The sequence below is a fragment of the Mucilaginibacter gracilis genome (assembly GCF_003633615.1).
GTDB lineage: Bacteria > Bacteroidota > Bacteroidia > Sphingobacteriales > Sphingobacteriaceae > Mucilaginibacter > Mucilaginibacter gracilis.
The window spans coordinates 1,042,423-1,060,448 of the sequence record NZ_RBKU01000001.1 but is presented as its reverse complement, the minus strand read 5'-3'; the positions used below and the strand labels follow the sequence as shown (position 1 = coordinate 1,060,448).

The following is an 18,026-nucleotide window of genomic DNA, read 5'->3' as shown; positions in this document are numbered from 1 at the left end:
TTGAAAAAATACCTTGCCATATTGTCCCTCGTGGTTTTCCTGTTTAATACAATAGGTTATAAAGCCGTATTTTATGCGATGGAGCAACAGGCAGCTACCCATCTGGAAGCAGAAATGGACCAGATGGCGGAAACAGGCAAAACTTTACTTACAGTAAAAATACCAATTAACCTGCCTTATCAAACCAATTGGAAAGACTATGAGCGCGTTGATGGCGAAATGACCTATAAGGGAATTACCTATAAATACTTTAAACGGAAAATATACAATGATTCGTTGATTTTGGTTTGTGTTGCTTTTAATGAGAAAAACACCATTAGGCGCAAAAGCGACGACTATTATAAAAAGGTAAACGATTTAACTACCGAATCGAACAAAAAGCAAAGCATCAAGCAGTTAAAACAGGACGATTATTATACCGTAGTAGTCAACTCCCCGCAAGCCTGCATCCATATCAACAGGCTCCAGGTAAATTATATAGCCAATCCGGATTGTAATGCTGGATACCCTGATACCATACTAATGCCGCCCCGGCAAACTTTTATATGACGATTGTGCTGCTTTACTGCAAAGCAGTAATTAGTTAAACTTTTACAATGAATCATATAAATGAAACGCATTTTTGGAATAATGTGTGCAACTATTTTATTGGCTGCATGCAAACAACACGACTATCAACAAATACTGCATAGCCCCAATTTATACTGTAAAACCGTACACGAATTAAACCAGGTGGTAATGGGTAACAACTTTACACCCGTGGTGGCATCGCGCAATTACGCTTATGCAAATATTGCCGGTTACGAAGCTATAGCGGCTGGCTATCCGCAAAAATTTACTTCGTTAGCCGGGCAGCTTAACCAGTTTAAAATTGTGGCAAAGCCACTGCCAGCCGAAAAGATAGATTTTGAATACGCCTCCTTACTGGCTTTTTGCAAAGTTGGCCAGGCAGTAACCTTCCCCGAAGGGAGCATGAAGTATTATATAGATAGTTTGCACACGCTGGCTATTGAACATGGTATGCCTGCCGATGTGATAACAGGCACAGAAAATTATGCCGGCCGCCTGGCAGCATCGGTAATTAAATGGAGCAAAGGCGATAATTATTTAAAAACCCGCAGTGCATCTAAGTTTTCGGTAAAAAACATACCGGGCCGCTGGGTGCCTACGCCACCGTCATACGCGGCCGCAGTTGAGCCGCATTGGAGCGAAATACGGCCTATGGTGATGGATAGTGCCGCCCAGTTTAAGGTGCCGCCGCCCCCGGTATTTAATATTGCTGATAAAAGCAGTGCTTACTACCACGAGGTAAACTATATAATTACCGCCACAGCAAACCTAACGCCCGACCAGCAACACATAGCCGACTTTTGGGACGATAACCCGGGCAAACTTAATGTAATGGGGCATGTGCAATTTATCACTAAAAAGTTTTCGCCGCCGGGCCATTGGATGAGTATTACCGGCATTGCAGCGCAACAGGCAAAAGCAAATTTTGGCACCACCGTATGCGCTTTTGCAAAAACTGCTATTGCATTGTTTGACGGTTTTATACAGTGCTGGAATGCCAAATACAGCTACAACACAGCCCGGCCCGAAACTGTGATAAATAAATACTTTAATGCCGATTGGCGCCCCCGTTTGCAAACACCTCCCTTTCCGGAATATACTTGCGGGCACTCCACTATTTCATCGGCTGCAGCCGAAGCCTTAACCAGCGTTTTTGGCGATAAGCTGGCTTTTAAAGACACCAGCGAACTGGAGTTTGGCATCAAAAGCCGCTCATTCGCATCGTTCCGTAAAGCCGCCGAAGAAAATAACTGGGCCCGTTTTTACGGAGGCCTACATTTTCATAATTCGTGCATTGTAGCTAATCAATCGGGCAAACAAGTTGGCAGCCTTATTGCAAATAAATTACAAATGCAAAAATAACCGCGTACAAAAGTAAGCGGCAGTTCAATTTCACTCAAAAATAAACCTAACATGAAATCACCTCTATATATTACCATTATACTTTTAATACTAAGTTCAAAAATATTTGCTCAAGGCTGCGTGGCCATTCGCAGTACGGGCGGCGTGTGTACCATGCTCGATCATCCTGATAGTACCGATGCTCATGGCGGTTGGGTGTTTAATTCCAATAATCGTTATTTTAAATCGTACAAACACTTTATCGGCAGAGACGAGCAAACCCAGCGCATTGCTTTGGGTACCAATGTTATTAATCATGCCTACACGCAGGATCTGGCTTTAACCAGGGTATTCAACAGCCGGTGGTCGGTAGCTATTGATGTGCCTGTAATTTCTAATTCGCGCTCATCATTGTATGAGCACGGGGGCAAAGAGCGCCACAGCACCTACTCGTTCGGTTTGGGCGATATTAGGTTTGCAACTTATGCCTGGCTGCTTAATCCGGCCAAAACAAAACGATTTAATGTGCAGGTGGGTTTGGGCTTAAAGCTGGCTACCGGAGTAGACAATTACCAGGACTACTTTTATAACACCGGCCCAAATGGCACTAAATTATTGGGCCCTGTCGATCAGTCGATACAGTTGGGAGATGGCGGAACAGGTATCACATTGGAGGTTAACACGTTTTACCACTTAACGCCTCACACAAATTTATATGGCAATTTTTACTATCTGGCCAACCCGCGCAATGTTAATGGAGTGTCAACAGCAAGAGGTGGTACACCGAGTGCAACAGCGGTAGCCAATGGCAGTGATGTAATGAGTGTTCCAGATCAGTTTATGATACGTGGCGGTGCCAGCATTATGCTAAAACAATGGACATTTTCGGCAGGCTTACGCGACGAATGTTTGCCTGTATACGATTTGATAGGAGGCAGCGATGGCTTTAGAAGGCCGGGTTACATTATCTCTGCCGAGCCCGGCATTACCTACGCCTTCCATAAAATTACCATTTATGCTTTTATGCCCTGGGCACTGATAAGAAACCGGACACAAAGTGTAGCCGATAAAATTACAACCGACCTGACCGGTGTTTATGCACACGGTGATGCCGCCTTTGCCGACTATGTAATTAACACCGGCATTAGTGTAAAATTTTAAAGTTAACGGCCCCGAATAGCCGAATGGCCAATTCTTTGCATAGCGTTTTAAACTCATATCAATTATAAAGTAAATTGTAAACCCAAAACCACCGCTGCCTGTAAGGGCGGCGGTATTAAACTTTTAAAATGAAAAATTTAAAATCGTGCAGTGCAATTGGCCGGTATGCCGGCGGCTTTTATTTAATAGCTCAGGTGTTTTTAACAACAGGAGGTGCCTTTGCACAAACCGGCAAGCCCTTGCCGCAATTAGGCAAAAGCCCTATAAAAGAAGTATTGGCGGCCCTTACGCTCCAGGAGAAAGCCAAACTTGTGGTTGGCATGGGCTTTAAAATGCCTGGCACAACGGCACCGCCGCCCAGTACCGGTGCAACGCTTGATATTGGCGGCTTTAAAATGCCGCCGTCTGATCCGGATGCTTACCGCATTCCCGAAAAGGTATCCGGTGCTGCTGGTCGTTTGCATGGTGTACCACGATTGGGCATCCCGTCTATCACGGTTTGCGACGGGCCCGCGGGTGTGCGTATAGATCCTATACGCAATAACGATAATTCTAAAACTTACTACGCAACAGCTTTCCCGGTGGCTACGCTGCTGGCATCAAGCTGGGATACCGAGCTGGTAAAAAATGTAGGAGTAGCCTTTGGCAGCGAAGTGCGCGATTATGGTGTTGATATTTTACTTGCGCCTGCGCTAAATATTCACCGCAACCCCTTGGGAGGCCGTAATTTTGAATACTACTCGGAAGACCCTTTGCTTGCAGGTAAAATAACTGCCGCTATGGTTAAAGGCATCCAGAGTAACGGCGTGGGTACATCAATTAAACATTACGCTGCCAATAACCAGGAAAGTAACCGCACAGGTGTAGATGTGGTGGTGAGCGAACGCGCCATGCGCGAAATTTATTTGAAGGGTTTTGAAATTGCTGTTAAAGAAGCTAAACCATGGACGGTGATGTCATCTTACAATAAATTGAATGGTACCTATACTTCACAGCGCGCCGACCTGATAACCAATATCCTGCGTAATGAATGGGGTTATAAAGGTTTTGTGATGACGGATTGGTTTGGCGGCGAAGACCCGGTTGCCCAAATGGCCGCCGGTAACGATTTGATTATGCCCGGCAGCCCCACCCAATCCGACTTGATTATTGCGGCGGTTAAAAGTGGTAAGTTAAGCCTTGCCCAGCTCAACAAAAATGTAAGCCATATTTTGAATGTTATTTTACAATCGCCAAGCTTTCGTAAATATCCATACAACAATGCACCAAATTTAAAACACGATGCACAGGTATCCAGGCTTGCAGCCGAACAAGGTATGATACTCCTCAAAAATGAGGATAAGGCCTTACCTATTAGCGGTGCAAAACGTGTTGCGCTTTTTGGCAATACATCATACGATATTATTGCCGGCGGCACAGGTAGCGGCGATGTTAATAAAGCTTATACTATATCGCTTTTGCAAGGTTTAACAAACGCAGGCTATACCGCAGATGCCGGCCTGATAAGCAGCTATACCGATCATATTAAAGCCGGAAAAGTTAACAGGCCCAAACCTGCAAACATTTTTGCGCTACCTGCACCAATACCCGAGATGGCCGTAGCCGATAAACTGGAGGCCGCAACCAACAATAACGATGTTGCTATAATTACCATTGGCCGCAATGCCGGTGAGGGTAACGACCGTGGCCTGGAAAATGATTATTACCTGTCGCAAAGCGAAAAGGATATGATAAGTGGGGTTGCAACAAGTTTTCATGCCCGGCATAAAAAAGTAATTGTAGTGCTTAACATTGGCGGCGTTATTGAGATAGCCAGTTGGCGCAACCATGTTGATGGTATTTTATTGGCCTGGCAACCCGGCCTTGAAGCGGGTAATGCTATTGCCGATATATTATCGGGCAAGGTAAATCCGTCGGGCAAATTGGCTACAACCTTCCCGGTTGATTACCGGGACGTGCCATCGGCCAAAAACTTCCCGGGTACACCGGCACAAAAGCCAACTACCGTTAGCTATGAAGAGGGCATTTATGTTGGCTACCGTTACTACGATACATTTGGTGTAAAACCAGCTTATGCATTTGGCTACGGCTTATCGTACACCGGGTTTACCTACAGTAAGTTAAAACTGAGCACTCAGCAGTTTGCAGGCAAACTTACAGCCTCGGTAACTATAACCAACTCTGGTAAAATAGCGGGCAGGGAGGTTGTTGAACTGTACCTTGCCGCACCCGGTAAAACAATGGATAAGCCAGTGAAAGAATTAAAAGCATTTGCTAAAACAAGCTTACTACAACCAGGCCAATCACAAACATTAAGTTTTGATATTACAACAGCTCAACTGGCATCTTACGATACAGCAAAAAGCAGTTGGGTAGCCGAGACCGGAACCTATAAGTTGATGCTTGCATCTTCGTCCGACGATGTAAAGCAGAGTGCTACATTCAAGCTTGCCAAACAATTGATAGCCGAAAAAGACGGCAAAGCGCTTAGTCCGGTTGCAGCCCTTAACGAGCTCAAAAAATAAAACTTGTATTTTCATAAAAAAAGCGCCCCGAATACTATTTGGAGCGCTTTTTTTATGAAGTTTTGTAGGGTTAATTTACGTGGTAGCGGTTCATTAAGGTTAATAGTACACCGTTTGTCCAACCAAAGCCATCCTGAAGGGGGTATTCGCCTCCGCCGGCTTTTATATGCAGGTCTTCCACGTTGTATTTCTCCATCAGTTTACCGGTTTGTTTAAATACGTCCTTATTGAGGTTTATCCATCGCAAGGCAATATCTTTTGCAAGGCCGTTAAATTTGTATTTTTCTAAACCATCAATAGCAATATATTGCAGGGGTGCCCAGCCATTTGGTGCGTCCCACTGCTGGCCGGTATGGTTAAGTGTGGTTACCAGCCCGCCGGGTTTTAAAAAGTCGGCTTTTAATCCGGCAGCAATTTTTTTAGCCTGATAAGGGCTTGCTATGCCAAACTCAAGCGGATAGGCAGCAGCCAGCGTGCGTATGGCTGCGTGTTGGTTAAGTTGCCAGTAATAATCATTAAACCAGGCACTTTTCTCGTCCCAGCAATATTTTAAAATAGCGGCTTTGCGCCGGTTTGCCTTTTGTTTAAATAAGGCAGCCTGGGCGGTATTTCCTTTTATGTTATACGCTTGCGCAATGGTTAGCTCAAGGTGATACATTAAACAATTCAAATCTACCGGAACAATGTTGGTAGTTTGGATAGATGCAAGTTGCTGATCTGGGCCAAACCATCGGCTGCTAAAATCCCAACCCGATGCTGCTGCCGACCGCACGTTTTTATAAAAAGCAAGTAAATCCTGGTGGGCTAACGCCCCCGAAGTTACATCCTGAATGTACGACTCTTCTCTCGGCTCGTTACCGGCATCCCAATAGCGGTTAAGCACCTCGCCGCCCGCCATGCGTACAACCATACGGCTTGCATGCCCTTTTTTAAGCCCTTTTTCGCCACCCATCCAAAATTGATATTCTTTTAGTAACTGAGGTTGATACTTACTTAAAACTGCCGGGCCATTTTGTTTACTCAGTAACTTTACCATTAACGAAAAGAAGGGCGGCTGCGAGCGTGTTAAATAATAACTGCGGTTACCGTTTGGTATAAAACCATAAGTATCTATCAAAAATGCAAAATTACTTATCATGTTATCAATCACCCTGGTTTGGTGGCTTTGCTGCAGGCCCAGCATGGTAAAGTACGAATCCCAGTAATAAACTTCTCTAAAACGTCCGCCGGGCACAATGTACGGGTGTGGCAATGGCAACAACGAGGTGTTAATTGAGGTGTCGGGCTCTCGTTGCAGCACTTTCCAAAGGGTATCAATATGTTTGCGCACGCCGGCGTTAATATCGCTAACAAAGCCCTTGTTATTTGTAGCGGGTAACTTAAAATTTGCTGCTACAAAAGCCTTTAAATTAAAATCGGGCCCGGCTTTTTGTTCGCGGTATTTCTGCATAATTATCTCGGGGGTGTACCTGGGCGTAACATCTACAAAGGTTTTATTATCCGGAAAAACGTTGGATGATTGTATAGCCTCAAACAAGCCGGGGTACAGTTGTCGCGGGGTGGGCGTTTGGGCCTGGCAAATTAATATAAACCAAAAAAATAAAAATGATAAAACAGATTTCTTCATAAAATGGTATTTATACAAGCTATAGTTAGCCTGCTTATAGTTTAATAAATAGTTAAAAAAAAATTGGGACTTAGGTTTGCGGTACTTTAAATTATGGCAGCAATTTAACCACAAAAAGTAATTTAATAATTTGAATTGCGCTAATAAGATATAAACAACAAAGCTTTCCGCAAAGCTTTTCGCAAACGGTTGAGGCTAATTTGCAGGCTTGCAGTAGCAAAATATGCATCCTAACTATTACCTTGTACACCAAATTATAACACCAGATCGGTTACCGGTCCAATTTTTTGCAAGTAAAAATATCATCGGTTAGGCGTAGCTGTGTTTTGCATCCTGTTAAGCCAAACTGCTCTATAAACCAATAGTGATAACCATAATGAAAAATCTCAATCAAAACTTTTGCAAGGCTTTTATGGGCCTGGCTCTGCTGCTATGCGGTACAAGTGTTTTAGCTCAAACTAAAAATACTGCAAACACGGTTATACCGGGCCGCCGATGGTGGAAAGAAGCCGTAGTTTACCAAATATATCCGCGCAGTTTTAAAGATAGCAATGGCGATGGTGTGGGCGATTTAAAGGGTATTATATCTAAACTGGATTACATCAAAAGTTTAGGAATTGATGTGATTTGGCTTAACCCCGTTTTTGCCTCGCCAAATGCAGACAATGGTTACGATATAAGTGATTACCGGAAAATTATGAAGGAGTTTGGTACCATGGCTGATTTTGACGCGCTGCTTAAAGGAATGCACAAGCGTAAACTAAAGCTGGTGTTAGACCTTGTGGTGAACCACAGCAGCGACGAGCACCAATGGTTTAAACAATCGCGCAGTTCGCGCAACAACCCATACCGCAATTATTACCATTGGTGGCCTGCCGAAAAGGGTAAACCACCGTTTCGCCCCGGCGCTTTTGAAGTTGATGGCAGCGGCTGGCGTTATGATGCCCTTACCAATGCTTACTACCTGCACTATTTTAGCTTTAAACAGCCCGACCTTAATTGGGAAAACCCCAAACTAAGGAACGAGATATTTAGTATGATGAATTTTTGGTTTGATAAAGGTGTTGATGGTTTTAGAATGGATGTAATACCTTTTATTGCCAAAGACACTACCTTCCCGGTTATTACCCCAAAAATGCTACAACAAAAGTATCATGGCGATTGGAGCCAGTATTTAGCCAGCGGGCCAAAATTGCATAGTTATTTAAAAGAAATGTATGCAAAAACTTTAAGCAAGCACAACGTTATGAGTGTTGCCGAAGGTGCCGGTGTTACCGCCGAAACAGCTCATGGTTTTGTAGATGAAGATCGTAAAGAGCTTAATATGCTGTATCATTTTGAAGGCGTAAGTTACGGTTACGAACCTAACAAGTTTAAAACACCCATACCCGGAGGTTATAAACTGCCCGGCTTTAAAGCAATTTACAGTAAGTGGGACAGCATATTTGCCCTTAAAGGGTGGGGCACCATTTACCTGGGCAATCACGATCAGCCACGGATGCTTACCCGTTGGGGTAACGATTTGCCCCAGTTTAGAGAGGCATCATCTAAAATGCTAACTACTTTTATTTTATCTATGCGGGCTACGCCTTACTATTTCTCGGGAGACGAGCTGGGTATGAGTAATATAAAGTTTGATAAAATTGAGGATTACCGCGACATCGAATCTATCAACATGTACAAACAAATAAAAGAAAGAGGCGGTAACCTTAAAGAGTTTTTAGAAGCACAAAAAATTTCGGCGCGCGACAATGGCCGCACACCCTTTCAATGGAACGGTAGTGCCAACGCAGGTTTTACAAGCGGCCAGCCCTGGTTAAAAGTAAACCCAAACTATACCACAGTTAATGCCGCTGCCGAAGAAAAAGATCAAAAATCGGTTTTAAATTATTTCCGTAAAATGATTGCCCTACGCAAAGCCCTGCCCGAATTGGTGTACGGAAAATATACACTCATTGATCGTGGTAACGAAAAGGTATACGCTTACACACGTGTATTGGGCGATAAAAAACTGTTGGTTTTACTTAATTTCTCGGCCACCCAGGCCGGCATTGCATTGCCTTTGGCAGCGGGACACCCGGGTGCCGTGCTTATTAACAATTTGAGCGATTTAAAAATTGACGCCAACAAAACCCAAAACAATTATAGCCTTAAGCCTTACCAGGCCGCAATTGTGAGATTAAACTAATTAATTTTTTAACGCAACAAAGTACCATGATATCGCTAAAATCAACATTGCTCATCAAGGTCTATAACCTTCTTTTTTTCTGCATGATACTGCTTCCTGTACTTTCTTCGGCCCAAACCAATAACAGCCGCCAGTGGTGGAAAGAGGCCATTATTTATCAAATATACCCGCGTAGTTTTAAAGATAGCAACGGCGATGGCGTGGGCGATTTAAAGGGCATCATCTCTAAACTGGATTATATTCAAAGTTTAGGAGTTACCGCTATATGGTTAAACCCAATATATAGCTCGCCAAATGATGATAACGGCTATGATATTAGCGACTATCGCAATATTATGAAGGATTTTGGCACCATGCAGGATTTTGACCTGATGCTGAAAGAAATGCACAAGCGCAACATCAAACTTATTATGGACCTTGTAGTTAACCATAGCAGCGACGAGCATGAATGGTTTAAACAGTCGCGCTCATCGCGCAATAACCCATACCGCGATTACTATCACTGGTGGCCAGCCGAAAATGGCAAACCAACGCCGCGTTGGAGTTTTTTTGATGTTAACAGCGATGCCTGGATGTATGATGCTACAACTAATGCTTATTACCTGCACTACTTTTCGCGCAAGCAGCCCGACCTGAACTGGGAAAACCCAAAGGTGCGCCAGGAGGTTTATGATATTATGAAGTTTTGGATAAATAAAGGCATCGACGGTTTTAGGATGGATGCCTTTCAGTTTGTATCTAAAGATATTACATGGCCGGCCTTCCCGAAAGGATACGAAAAAAATATAGTTAAATACTACGGCATGGGGCCGCAACTGCACACCTATTTAAAGGAAATGAACCGCGAGGTAATGAGCAAATATAAGGTGATGACCGTTGCCGAAGGAGCGGGCAGCACTTTAAAAGATGCACACGACCTGGTTGACCATGACCGCCACGAACTGAATATGGCCTTCCATTTTGAGGTTATGGACCTTAATAATAATGGCAAAGGTTACAGTTTACTAAAAATGAAGAAAATATTTACCAAATGGGATAGTGCTTTTGCCCGTAAAGGCTGGGTATCAATATTTTTAGCTAACCATGATAACCCACGTATGGTTAGCAAGTTTGGTAATGATAGCCCGCAGTTTAGGGCCGTATCTTCAAAAATGCTCACCACACTCATCATGACAATGCGCGGTACACCTTACTATTATAATGGCGATGAACTGGGCATGGCAAATATTAAATTTGATAAGATAGAAGACTACCGCGACCTGGCAACTTTAAACGCCTACAAAAATTTAGTAAACAAACATGGCGATTTGGCTGGTTATTTAAAGGGACAAGCGGCCACATCGCGCGATAACGGACGTACACCTTTTCAATGGAATGGTAGTGCTAACGCAGGCTTCAGCACCGCTACGCCATGGCTAAAGGTTAACCCCGATTACAAAACCATTAATGCCGAGGCCGAACTGAAGGACCCTAATTCGATATTAAATTATTTTAAACAGGTAGTTGCCTTACGTAAAAGTACTCTTGCATTAGTATACGGCCGGTATAAACTGCTGGATGCTGCAAACCCCGATGTTTTTAGCTATACCCGCGAGTTTAATGGCGAGAAATACCTTATTTTGCTTAATTTTAAAACAACAAACGCTGTTGCAGCACCGGGGTTAAGTTTAACCCACAACCAATTGATGATTAACAATTATACCGCCCCGCCAAAAATGGGTAATAACAATAATACTATTGTTTTACAACCTTACCAGGCGGTGGTTTACAAACTATAATTATAAGCTATAAAAACTACCAAAATCCAGTTAAAATATGAAAAAAAATAAATGTGTGTTGCTATCCGCCCTTTGCTTAGGCACTTTGTTGTATAGCAAAACTAATGCACAAAGCCTGGTTAACCCGGCAACCGAAGCAAAAATAACTACGCTCATCAAAAAAATGACGTTGCAGGAAAAGGTTAACATGATACATGCTAATTCTTCGTTCACTTCGGCGGGTGTTGCCCGTTTGGGAATACCGGAGTTAACCACGTCCGACGGGCCGCACGGCGTGCGTGTTGAGCATGGCCGGGGCTGGGATGTTGTGCCTAATGTAAACGATGCCGGAACTTACCTGCCTACCGGTAATTGCCTGGCCGCTACCTGGAACCCCGCGCTGGGTTATGCCTTTGGTTCGGTATTAGGTAGCGAAGCCAAATACCGCGGTAAAGATGTGATATTAGGCCCCGGCATAAATATTATACGTTCGCCTTTAAACGGGCGAAACTTTGAATACCAGAGCGAAGACCCTTTCCTGGTATCAAAAATGGTAGTTGGATATATTAAGGGAGTGCAAGATCAAGGCATATCGGCCTGTGTAAAGCATTTTGCGGCTAACAACGAGGAGGTTGACCGTTTTACCGTAAATGTTGAAATGAGCGAGCGTGCCCTGCGCGAAATTTACCTGCCGGGCTTTAAAGCTGCCGTAACACTGGGTGGTGCAAACACGGTAATGGGTGCCTATAATAAATTTAGGGGCCAATATGCTACTGAAAATAAATACCTGGTGAATAAGGTGTTAAAAGGCGAATGGGGTTTTAAAGGCGTATTAATTAGCGACTGGGGAGCGGTACACAACACCATGGAGGCACTACAAAATGGAACCGACCTTGAAATGGGCTCGGATATAGGTACGCCGCCATTAAAATATAATAAATTTTATATGGGTGATACTGTTGTTACATTGGTGAATAGCGGCAAGGTACCTGTAGCACTTATTGATGATAAGGTGCGCCGCATTTTGCGTGTGATGTTTAAAACCCATATGATAAATGGCGGGCGTACACCCGGTGCCTACAATACCCAAGCACATCAAAACACTGCTTTAAAAGTAGCCGAAGAAGGTATTGTGCTGTTAAAAAACGAAGGTAAATTGCTTCCTCTGCAAAAAAATAATATTAAAAGCATTGCCGTTATTGGCCAAAATGCCGAGAGGCCAAATGCATACGGTGGTGGTAGTTCGCAAATAAAAGCCAAATACGAGATAACTCCCTTACAAGGGTTAAAAAACCTTTTGGGCAGTAATGTAAAAATTAGCTACGCCCAAGGTTATAAAATTGCGAGGGGCCAGCAGGCCGACGCGCAAATGATACAGGAAGCTGTTGACGCCGCATCAAAAGCCGATGTTGCTATTGTGTATTGCGGGTGGACACATGGTTATGACTACAATGTTTGGGATGATAATGCTTACGATGCCGAAGGCGCAGACAAGCCCGATATGCATATGCCCTTTGGGCAAGACGAACTATTAAAGGCCGTACTTAAAGCCAACCCTAAAACAGTTGTGGTTTTAATGGGTGGCGGCCCTATTGATATTAGCCAATGGGTAAATGATAGTAAAGCCATTTTAGAAGGCTGGTACGCCGGTATGGAAGGCGGCAATGCTTTGGCTAAAATAGTATTTGGTGAAGTAAATCCTTCGGGAAAATTGCCAATGACTTTCCCTAAAAAGCTTGACGACTCGCCGGCCCATAAGTTAGGCCAGTTTCCGGGTGTTAACGGCACTGTGCATTATAATGAGGGTATTTTTGTTGGCTACCGGTATTTTGATACTTACCATGTAGAACCTCAGTTTGCTTTTGGGCATGGTTTATCATACACAACATTTGGCTATAAAGGTTTACAGGTACAAAAAACGGGTTCCCGGCAAGCATCAGTAAAAGTAACCATAACCAATACTGGTAACACCGCAGGTGCCGAAGTGGTGCAGCTTTATGTAAGGCAGCAGAAGCCTTCGGTAGAGCGGCCTGATAAGGAGTTAAAAGCCTTTGATAAAGTTTTTTTAAAGGCGGGCGAAAGTAAAGTAATAACACTTAAACTAAATAGTGATGCTTTTGCTTACTATGATGATAAAAAACATAGCTGGGTGGCCGATAGTGGCAAGTATGATGTGTTATTGGGCAGTTCATCGCGCGATATCCGCGGGCAAAAATCCCTGGTGCTATAATTATTGCTCTTAATGTAATATAAATGCAGGGTGTACCTGGGCTGGCGTAACCTCCAGGCCCTGTAGGTTATAATGATTAATGCTAAAAAGAATACTTAAAGGGGTTTAAATAACCGGATAATTAATACAATGAATAAAAACAACGCGGTTATAGAACCCAAAAGTCATTACCAAATTTTAGATGGCCTGCGTGGCGTAGCCGCGTTGTTTGTGGTAGCTTTTCATATTATGGAAGCCTTTGCCGATGGTAACCGTTTTAAGCAGATTATAAACCACGGCTATCTGGCAGTAGATTTCTTTTTTCTGCTCTCGGGCTTTGTGGTTGCTTATGCGTATGATGACAGATGGGCCAAAATGACTCAGTGGGGTTTTTATAAACGGCGCATCATTCGCTTACAGCCCATGCTTATCATCGGCACTATTATTGGAGCCATACTGTTTTATTTTCAAGGCTGTGCAATGTTTGGCTTAATTTCGCAAACACCGGTATGGCAAATGTTACTTGTAATGCTGGTTGGCTTTACGTTGATACCCCTGCCTGTATCAATGGATATACGTGGCTGGCAGGAAATGCACCCGTTGAACGGGCCCGCGTGGTCGCTTTTTTTTGAGTATATAGCCAATATACTTTACGCCGTGGTTGTACGCAGGTTTTCAAAAAAAGTATTAGGGGTGTTTGTGTTTCTTGCCGCTTGTTTGTTGGTACATTACACTGTAATGGGCCCGCGGGGCGATGTAATTGGAGGTTGGTCGTTAGATGATGTACAACTCAATATAGGCTTTACACGCATGCTTTATCCATTTTTTGCAGGTGTATTATTATCGCGTATGGGCAAGCTAATAACAATAAGAGGTGCATTTGGAATTTGTAGCCTTATGATTGCCGTTACCTTGTGTATGCCGCGTATAGGCGATGAGCATCATTTATGGATGAATGGGCTTTATGAATCGTTGGTTATTATTATTGTTTTCCCTGTTATTATCGCTATTGGTGCAGGCGGCAGCATAATGGGTGCTAAAGCAACTAAGGCGTGTGGTTTCTTAGGCGATATTTCTTACCCAATTTACATCACTCACTATCCTTTAATTTACCTGTATACCGCCTGGGTGGTTACCAACAAAGTGCCAATGGGTCGCGGGCTTGCCGTTGGCTTTTTGCTATGGATAGGTGCCATAGCTATAGCCTATATTTGCTTAAAATGGTATGACGAGCCGGTACGCAATTGGCTAAAAAAGAAATGGTTAAAGCAACCTGTTTCCGTAGATGCACGGCAATGATAAAAATCAAATGTGGAGGGTGCTTTAACCGAGGAAAGGTTGATTTTTTTTCGTATTGCAGGTTATAATACCTTTTATCGGTAAAATACAGATATGTATTTTGCCGGACACCTTATAGCATAGTTACCACCAGGCGCTGACCATCCGGAACGTCAAGGTCCCAGAGTTCGGCAATATTTTCAAGTTCCACGCCTATCGTTTCTATCTTAAGTTTTCCATCGGCAGCTAACCGGAACATTTCAGGAAGGATATCGGTAAACAATTGGCCAACCTGCTGTTTGGACCAGGCGCCAAGGCCCGATCCGCTAAGTTGCAAATTTACACTTCTGAGTGTCGCTGCGGATAATTGGATCAGGTCACCAGTCATGCTGCCGACAGATACATACCTGCTTTTGTGGCTGAATGAACCGTCTCCTTTCAAGCAATCTAAAATCATTTCCGCGCTATGTCCCCAAAGATAGTCGATGATAACGTCCAATGGTGTTTCTGCGTGTACCGCTTTGAGTTGCGCTTTAAAATACCCATCGTCCTGAACCAGTGAAATGGTCTCATCGGCACCGAGGGCCAACAGGTTTTGCAGCGATTGCGCGTTGCGGCCAGTAACAATCACTTTCTTTGCACCATAATATTTGGCAATTTGCACCGCCACCCGCCCGGTAAAACCGGTAGCTCCATTAATCAGCACAACATCGCCCGGTTGTATATCGGCTTTGAACCGCAGGCCCATGGCAGAGCCGATGACAGCGTTGGGCAAGGCAGCGGCAGTAGCATTATCTAACCCTTCCGGAATTTTCACTATGCGGTTGCTATCGATAGTTGCCCGCTCAGCCAGCATGCCGCTTACGCCCATGCCATAAACCCTGGTACCATCGGCCAAAAGGCAAACGCCGTCGCCGCCCACTACTTTGCCGCCTTCTCTGGGTGCATTGCTGGAGTAGTGTTTGCCGGTTGCACGCCCTTTATCAAAGTGTTTAATGGCAACTGCCTTTACGGTTACCACAAGTTCACCATCGTTTTGAGCTATCGGTTCCGGGAAATCTGTATATTGAGGTAACTCTCCTTTTTCGTACATTACTGCTGCTTTCATTTTCTTTCTTTTTTTGATTAGGTCAAAATTAAACAGGGAGCAGCCCCCTGAACGATAACATATGTTATCAAGTTCAGAAATGCGATTTGCCTTTAGCCAACTTGCTTTTAATGCGGCTTAAATGCACCTGGCTTACACCCAGGTAAGAAGCTATGTAGTGCTGTGGCACGCGTTGTACAATATGCGGCCTTTCTTTCAGTAATTTTTGATATCGTTCTTCGGGCTTATCCCGGATAAAGGAAACAAATTCATTAATGTAATGAACTTGCCTTTGCGAAGATACCTGTAGCAACAGTTGCAAAAAACCGGGTTCATGGCTTAACTCGTCCATCAATTGGAGAACATATTTTTTAGGAAGTAAATAAACCACCGAAGGTTCCAGTGTTTCGATGGTGAACAGGCTCGGGGTGTTGTTCATGAAACTTTCGAACGAGGTGAGCCCTTCATTTTCAAAAAAGAATTGCACCGTTTTATCGTCGCCGTTATTGTTAAATAATGCGCGCACACAACCTTGCTCAATAAAGATGTATTGACCGGATACTTTTCCTTCTTCCAGCAAAATAGTTTTAGCCGGTATTTCCATCCGCTGCTGGTATGCTAAATATTTATCCCAAAACGAATTTAATTGTGGAAATATATTTTTAAAGTGGAAAAGCATGGCTTATTTAGGTAACGAGAAAACACGCTATTACTAATTAATAAATTACTGCCCAAAGGTATGAAATTAAATATTTTTGTTGCTGGCCAACAAAATAGCCCATGGCTAACCAATTTTAAGCTTAAAATTTAAGTTAACCTGCAACTCCTTTTATAAAAAGCAAAACGCTCTTAAACAGGTTTAACGTAGATTGTGTGTTGAACCTGGAAAGTATCGATACAAATCGTGTTAGTATCGACACTCGGTTTTTTTACGGGTTTAATATTATTCCTTTGCCCTTAAAGAAGCATCATAGCACATGACCAAAAGGGTATTTTCTTTATTTTTTAGCTGCCTGATAAGCGCGATGACAGCGTTTGCCCAGGACAGCCTGAACGTTGTTAAATGGGACCTGCAAACCTGCCTGGACTACGCCAAAAAAAACAATATTCAGGTAGGCAGTGCCCGGCTCAGCCAGCAAACCAGCCAGCAGGAACTGATACTGTCCAAAGGTTCCGCTTTACCAAATTTATATGGTTCAGCTACCCAATATCTGTCCAACTCGAAGCCCACGGGCGTTTATGGTTCGGGGTCTTATGGCCTTAACTCATCATGGACCCTTTACCAGGGTGGTTATATCAAAAGCGATATCCAGCAAAAAAACGTGGAGGTTGAACGGGCCAACCTGAGCACCATGCAGCAGGTTAATGACCTTACCCTGCAGATTACGCAATATTACCTGAATGTTTTACTGGATAAAGAAACCATTATTTACCAGCAAAATGTGGTAACTACTTCAAAAGCACAGGTAGAGCAGGCAAAAAAACGCCTTGACGCCGGTAGCATTGCACAAAAAGATGTTGCTCAGCTTTTTGCCCAGCTTGCTAACGACAAATATACATTGGTTACCGCTGAGAACGCCCAACGGCAGGATTTGATTAGCCTGAAACAACTCCTTCAGTTGCCTGCAACCACGTTTGACGTGATCACGCCGGATACCATCATTTCAAAAAAAGCGGTGGATAACCTTTTAAATGTGCAACAAACTGCGTTGAAAGACCGGCCAGAAGTGAAAAATGGCGAATTGTATGTTCGGTCGGCCGAATTTGGGCTGCAAAAGGCCAATTCGGGCTACCTGCCAACTCTTAGCGCTTCGGGCTTTGCGGGCACCAGCTACCAGGGCGCGGGGAGTGGTTATTTTAACCAGTTGAACAATGGCTTCAACCAGCAGGTTGGCCTTACCCTGTCTGTTCCCATTTTTACCCGCAAGGTTAACCAGGTGAACCGGGCTGAAGCTAAGATCAACATCGACCAGGCTAAACTTTCATTAAAAGATACCAAAACCACCCTTTCTCTCAATATTGAAAAAGCATACATCAATGTGCTCAATTCTCAAAACCAGTACGACGCGGCTGCCGAGGCCTTTAAATACAACCAGGAAACTTACCGGGTGGCTAATGAGCAATTAAAGGTTGGTATTGTAAACATGGTTGACTTTCTGCAGCAAAAAAGCCTTTACACGCAAGCACTGCAGCAATATATCCAGGCGAAATACAATGCCGCCCTCACCATAGAGATCTACGAATTCTATAAAGGCACTCCTGTTAAACTTTAACCGCGCACAA

12 protein-coding genes are annotated in these 18,026 nt (G+C 43.7%); 9 read left to right on the top strand and 3 right to left on the bottom strand.

The annotated features are described in order from the left end of the window. The 4 genes from BDD43_RS04515 to BDD43_RS04500 all read left to right on the top strand — a co-directional run bounded on the left by BDD43_RS04515 (position 1) and on the right by BDD43_RS04500 (position 5,597). A complete protein-coding gene (locus BDD43_RS04515; protein ID WP_121196620.1) occupies positions 1-549 on the top strand; it encodes a hypothetical protein in 549 nt (182 codons plus the stop codon). A gap of 60 nt (positions 550-609) precedes the next feature. After that, on the top strand, positions 610-1,932 hold the full coding sequence (locus BDD43_RS04510) for a vanadium-dependent haloperoxidase (RefSeq protein WP_121196619.1): 1,323 nt from the start codon (positions 610-612) through the stop codon (positions 1,930-1,932). 51 nt (positions 1,933-1,983) lie between these two features. Further along, a complete protein-coding gene (locus BDD43_RS04505) occupies positions 1,984-3,072 on the top strand; it encodes a hypothetical protein (protein WP_121196618.1) in 1,089 nt (362 codons plus the stop codon). A gap of 128 nt (positions 3,073-3,200) precedes the next feature. After that, positions 3,201-5,597, top strand: a complete 2,397-nt coding sequence (locus BDD43_RS04500) for a beta-glucosidase (protein ID WP_121196617.1) — start codon at positions 3,201-3,203, stop codon at positions 5,595-5,597. Between the two features lie 70 nt (positions 5,598-5,667). On the opposite strand, the gene treF is transcribed toward BDD43_RS04500, so the two are convergent. Further along, positions 5,668-7,224, bottom strand: a complete 1,557-nt coding sequence (gene treF / locus BDD43_RS04495) for an alpha,alpha-trehalase TreF (protein WP_121201874.1) — start codon at positions 7,222-7,224, stop codon at positions 5,668-5,670. 376 nt (positions 7,225-7,600) lie between these two features. Here treF and BDD43_RS04490 point away from each other — a divergent pair, with 376 nt between their 5' ends. The 4 genes from BDD43_RS04490 (at position 7,601) to BDD43_RS04475 (ending at position 14,677) form a co-directional block, all read left to right on the top strand. After that, a complete protein-coding gene (locus BDD43_RS04490) occupies positions 7,601-9,412 on the top strand; it encodes a glycoside hydrolase family 13 protein (RefSeq protein WP_211339653.1) in 1,812 nt (603 codons plus the stop codon). A 26-nt stretch (positions 9,413-9,438) separates the two neighbouring features. Beyond that, on the top strand, positions 9,439-11,190 hold the full coding sequence (locus BDD43_RS04485; protein ID WP_246001457.1) for a glycoside hydrolase family 13 protein: 1,752 nt from the start codon (positions 9,439-9,441) through the stop codon (positions 11,188-11,190). Between the two features lie 37 nt (positions 11,191-11,227). Continuing rightward, positions 11,228-13,399, top strand: coding sequence for a glycoside hydrolase family 3 C-terminal domain-containing protein (locus tag BDD43_RS04480; RefSeq protein ID WP_121196614.1), 2,172 nt, complete (start codon positions 11,228-11,230; stop codon positions 13,397-13,399). Positions 13,400-13,528: 129 nt separating this feature from the next. Further along, a complete protein-coding gene (locus BDD43_RS04475) occupies positions 13,529-14,677 on the top strand; it encodes an acyltransferase family protein (RefSeq protein WP_121196613.1) in 1,149 nt (382 codons plus the stop codon). Between the two features lie 112 nt (positions 14,678-14,789). Here BDD43_RS04475 and BDD43_RS04470 read toward each other — a convergent pair whose 3' ends face one another. After that, the gene (locus BDD43_RS04470; RefSeq protein WP_121196612.1) at positions 14,790-15,764 is read right to left on the bottom strand and encodes a quinone oxidoreductase family protein; all 975 of its coding nucleotides are present in this window, start codon (positions 15,762-15,764) and stop codon (positions 14,790-14,792) included. A 73-nt stretch (positions 15,765-15,837) separates the two neighbouring features. After that, on the bottom strand, positions 15,838-16,422 hold the full coding sequence (locus BDD43_RS04465; protein ID WP_121196611.1) for a Crp/Fnr family transcriptional regulator: 585 nt from the start codon (positions 16,420-16,422) through the stop codon (positions 15,838-15,840). Positions 16,423-16,720: 298 nt separating this feature from the next. Between BDD43_RS04465 and BDD43_RS04460 the strand changes: the two genes are divergently transcribed. Next, positions 16,721-18,016 carry a TolC family protein gene (locus tag BDD43_RS04460; protein ID WP_121196610.1) on the top strand — a complete coding sequence of 432 codons (1,296 nt, stop codon included), beginning with the start codon at positions 16,721-16,723 and terminating at the stop codon, positions 18,014-18,016. Positions 18,017-18,026: the final 10 nt, after the last annotated feature.

Coding starts and splice junctions, on each gene's coding strand:
- BDD43_RS04490 (WP_211339653.1), top strand. CDS start 7,601: ATGAAAAATCTCAATCAAAACTTTTGCAAGGCTTTTATGGGCCTGGCT.
- BDD43_RS04500 (WP_121196617.1), top strand. CDS start 3,201: ATGAAAAATTTAAAATCGTGCAGTGCAATTGGCCGGTATGCCGGCGGC.
- BDD43_RS04505 (WP_121196618.1), top strand. CDS start 1,984: ATGAAATCACCTCTATATATTACCATTATACTTTTAATACTAAGTTCA.
- BDD43_RS04475 (WP_121196613.1), top strand. CDS start 13,529: ATGAATAAAAACAACGCGGTTATAGAACCCAAAAGTCATTACCAAATT.
- BDD43_RS04470 (WP_121196612.1), bottom strand. CDS start 15,764: ATGAAAGCAGCAGTAATGTACGAAAAAGGAGAGTTACCTCAATATACA.
- BDD43_RS04485 (WP_246001457.1), top strand. CDS start 9,439: ATGATATCGCTAAAATCAACATTGCTCATCAAGGTCTATAACCTTCTT.
- treF (WP_121201874.1), bottom strand. CDS start 7,224: ATGAAGAAATCTGTTTTATCATTTTTATTTTTTTGGTTTATATTAATT.
- BDD43_RS04460 (WP_121196610.1), top strand. CDS start 16,721: ATGACCAAAAGGGTATTTTCTTTATTTTTTAGCTGCCTGATAAGCGCG.
- BDD43_RS04480 (WP_121196614.1), top strand. CDS start 11,228: ATGAAAAAAAATAAATGTGTGTTGCTATCCGCCCTTTGCTTAGGCACT.
- BDD43_RS04465 (WP_121196611.1), bottom strand. CDS start 16,422: ATGCTTTTCCACTTTAAAAATATATTTCCACAATTAAATTCGTTTTGG.
- BDD43_RS04510 (WP_121196619.1), top strand. CDS start 610: ATGAAACGCATTTTTGGAATAATGTGTGCAACTATTTTATTGGCTGCA.